This window comes from Rhizobium sp. FKY42 (assembly GCF_005222835.1).
In the GTDB taxonomy this organism is placed as follows: domain Bacteria; phylum Pseudomonadota; class Alphaproteobacteria; order Rhizobiales; family Rhizobiaceae; genus Neorhizobium.
This window is the reverse complement of record NZ_STGA01000069.1, coordinates 1-2,910: the sequence shown is the minus strand read 5'-3', so window position 1 is coordinate 2,910 and position 2,910 is coordinate 1. Positions and strand designations below refer to the sequence as shown.

3 protein-coding genes are annotated in these 2,910 nt (G+C 57.8%); all 3 read left to right on the top strand.

Annotated elements, in window-relative coordinates; translation table 11 throughout:
* Nucleotides 1-202 precede the first annotated feature (202 nt).
* The gene (repC, locus tag E8M78_RS21335; RefSeq protein ID WP_137136967.1) at nt 203-1,483 is read left to right on the top strand and encodes a plasmid replication protein RepC; all 1,281 of its coding nucleotides are present in this window, start codon (nt 203-205) and stop codon (nt 1,481-1,483) included.
* Nucleotides 1,480-1,986, top strand: coding sequence for a thermonuclease family protein (locus E8M78_RS21330; RefSeq protein ID WP_348640133.1), 507 nt, complete (start codon nt 1,480-1,482; stop codon nt 1,984-1,986). The genes repC and E8M78_RS21330 overlap by 4 nt, the downstream gene beginning before the upstream one ends.
* Before the next feature lie 394 nt (nt 1,987-2,380).
* Nucleotides 2,381-2,713, top strand: coding sequence for a DUF736 family protein (locus E8M78_RS21325; RefSeq protein ID WP_102022171.1), 333 nt, complete (start codon nt 2,381-2,383; stop codon nt 2,711-2,713).
* The last annotated feature ends 197 nt before the right edge of the window (nt 2,714-2,910 follow it).

The following is a 2,910-nucleotide window of genomic DNA, read 5'->3' as shown; positions in this document are numbered from 1 at the left end:
CCAACTTGTTCATGCCAAATACTTCATGGAGTTAACGCTTGGTCTAGAAAAGGAAAACCGCTCCCGAAAAAATCCGGAAGCGGTCTGCAGTTCGAAAATATAAGCAAGATCGTTCTCGCAGACCTCCCCTCCGATGTCAATCATCAAAACACCTTTTCGGTGAACGGCGGAGCTTTGTCTGGCCTCTGACAGGAGACGGACGATGGGGGAACCCACACAACACAAGCGGCAGACAGGTCGCAGAATGACGAAGGAGCGAGCCCAATTGCGACGACTGGCGCAGTCAACGGAAGTCGGAACGGTGACGCGTGGGCAGCTCGCGGTCCTTGCCAAGAACCTGATGACAATCGGCATGATCACAACTGCTGAATATGCATTGCTAGAAGCTATCATAACGACGGCCAAGACAGACGCCTTTGACAAAGGAAAGCGGCCGATCGTCTACAAATCGAACAGGCAGCTTGGCTATGACATCAACAAGTCACCGGGACGAGTAAGCCGGATTCTCTCCCGATTGTACGACCTCGGCCTTGTCACCATGCAGGACAGTGCGAATTTCAAGCGCTACCCGATCCGTGACGGCGAAGGTGATATTGCCGACGCCTGCGGCATTGATCTGCGTGTCCTGATCGCTCGGCACCATGCACTTGATCAGCTGGTGCGCCAGAAGCGGGAAGAGATTCGGGTGCGCGACAGCGCGGCGCGTCGCTTCCGGGACGCTCTGCGTGCCGCGAGATATGCTCTGGCGTCCTCAACCGAGCGAGGGGAAGCCATTCTCGGGCGGATCGGGTCCCGTGTTGAGAAGATCGCGGCCTTCATAGGATCGGCCAAGCACGCACCGGCCCATGTCCTCCGGAAGGCAACAATGCTTTTGGAGTGGCTTGCCGACCGATTGCGCAACGTGAATCGGTCCCCGCAAGCGCCCGACATAGATGCAAATCTGACATGCGCGGATGTCGAAAACGACATGCACATACAGATTACAACCCCAAGACCTTTTGAAGCTCGTAATGATGAACGGCGTTCGCCTAACGGCGAACAAATCAGTTCCTTAAGGGCTGGCTCCGCCAGCAAGAGGGCTTTTGAGGAAAGCCTGGGGAGCCGTTCGCGCCAAAGCAATAGGCAACTGCAAGTGCGGCCTTCACTTGTGGCGCTGGAAGATGTGTGGAGGGCTACGCCAAGCCTTGCCGAATATGGCTACAAGCCGCCGCGCAGCTGGGCGGACCTGGACCGGATTGCCCCCAAGCTTTGCCGCATCGCCGGTGTGTCCGAGGATGCGCGCCAGCGGGCCGTGGACCGAATGGGCCAGCAGGCGGCTGCCATTGCTATCGCTCTGACGTTTGAGAAATACACGCGGGCCGAGATCAGCTCGCCGGGCGGGTATTTGCGGGCTATGACCGACCGCGCCGCGAGCGGAGACCTTCATCTGAACCGCTCCGTATTTGGGCTGGCAGCCCGCAACTCAATGGAGGCACACTCGTGATAGAAAATCGCTTGGTTGGAGCCGCGCTGGCCGCGCTTTTGTTCACTGCCTCCGCTGCATCGGCCGACTATTCAGGCCGAGCGCGGGTGATTGATGGAGACACCTTCAGCATTCGTCAGCAGAGGATCCGCATTGCGGCTATTGATGCTTGTGAGCGCGATCAGACCGGCTCCAAAAACGGTGTGATATGGAATTGCGGGATTGAGGCACGTCGCTTCCTCGCCCGCATGATCGATGGCAAGCATGTCCGCTGCATTGAAGTCGATCGAGACCAGTACAAACGCCTTGTCGGCCAGTGCTTCATTGACAACTCGGATATTGGCCTTGAAATGGTGAAGGCGGGCCAAGCCAGCCTCCTGTTGCGGTATCTGCAAAGATCCCACCCGATCGACCTGGACCAGTATCACCGCGCCGAGGCAAGTGCCCAACACCGAGGCCAGGGCTTGTGGGGCGCTCAGGTTGAATCGCCCTCCTCCTATCGCCGCAGCCATTCCGGCAACTGAACGACTGGCGGCGCTCATATGGGCAACAGATGGCGAGATCTCATGTTTTGGCGAAACCATCGGTTACTCCAGCCTCTTGTTTCAGGCTGCTGGTTCGGCTGCATGCAGCACAATCCCGCCCTTGACCTGTGCCGAGTCCTATTTGTCGAGGTGACGTATTGCTGCAAGCGCTCAGGCCCCACACCTCCAAAGTGGTTTCTCTTGATGCCCGTTCGCACGTCGACGCGGTTGGCGCAAAGCCGTTCGTCTCCAAATTTTCCCCGCCTCTAGCTTCCTCGCGAAACAAAATTTGTCCCCGTCCAGCCTCCTTCGCTGCGCTCCGGCCTACGATGCGCACCGCTTGTTCCCGTGCCTTGTGAACGATCATCGCAACCACCATAGAGGAGTGATTAACATGAGCATGACCAACTTCATCCAGTTCGACAAAGACGACATCGACAACGCCAAGGGAACCGGCCTCATCTCCACCATCGACCGGGACCTGGACATCAAGGTTACACCTTTCGACTCCACCAACGAAAAGGCTCCGACGCATCGCGTCTATGCCAAGTCACCTCGCGGCCACGACATCGAAGTTGGCGGCATCTGGAAGAAGACCAGCGGAGAAGGGAAGCCGTACTACACCCTCTCCATCAAGCGCCTCGGCTTCAACGCCAACTTGGGCCGCTACCCCGGCCAAGATGACGTGGCGCTGCAGGCCATCATCGAATGGGAACCCCGCGACTGATTGCTCTGGGAGGCCCGATCTCTGATCGGGCTCCCACCATAAAAGAGCCGCTTACCCGGCATTCTCTGGATATTCGGCTCTTTTTGTGCTAAGTGAAACAGTAACTGGAGGCTCTGCCAATGAACGCTCATGCCCCTCGCCCCGATCGCTCTCCGGAAGCTGTTGCAGCACGGAAGAAGGCTTCTGATCAGGCACGC

Excerpts from the sequence above, each read along its gene's own strand:
- repC (WP_137136967.1), top strand. The coding sequence starts at position 203 with ATGGGGGAACCCACACAACACAAGCGGCAGACAGGTCGCAGAATGACG.
- E8M78_RS21325 (WP_102022171.1), top strand. The coding sequence starts at position 2,381 with ATGAGCATGACCAACTTCATCCAGTTCGACAAAGACGACATCGACAAC.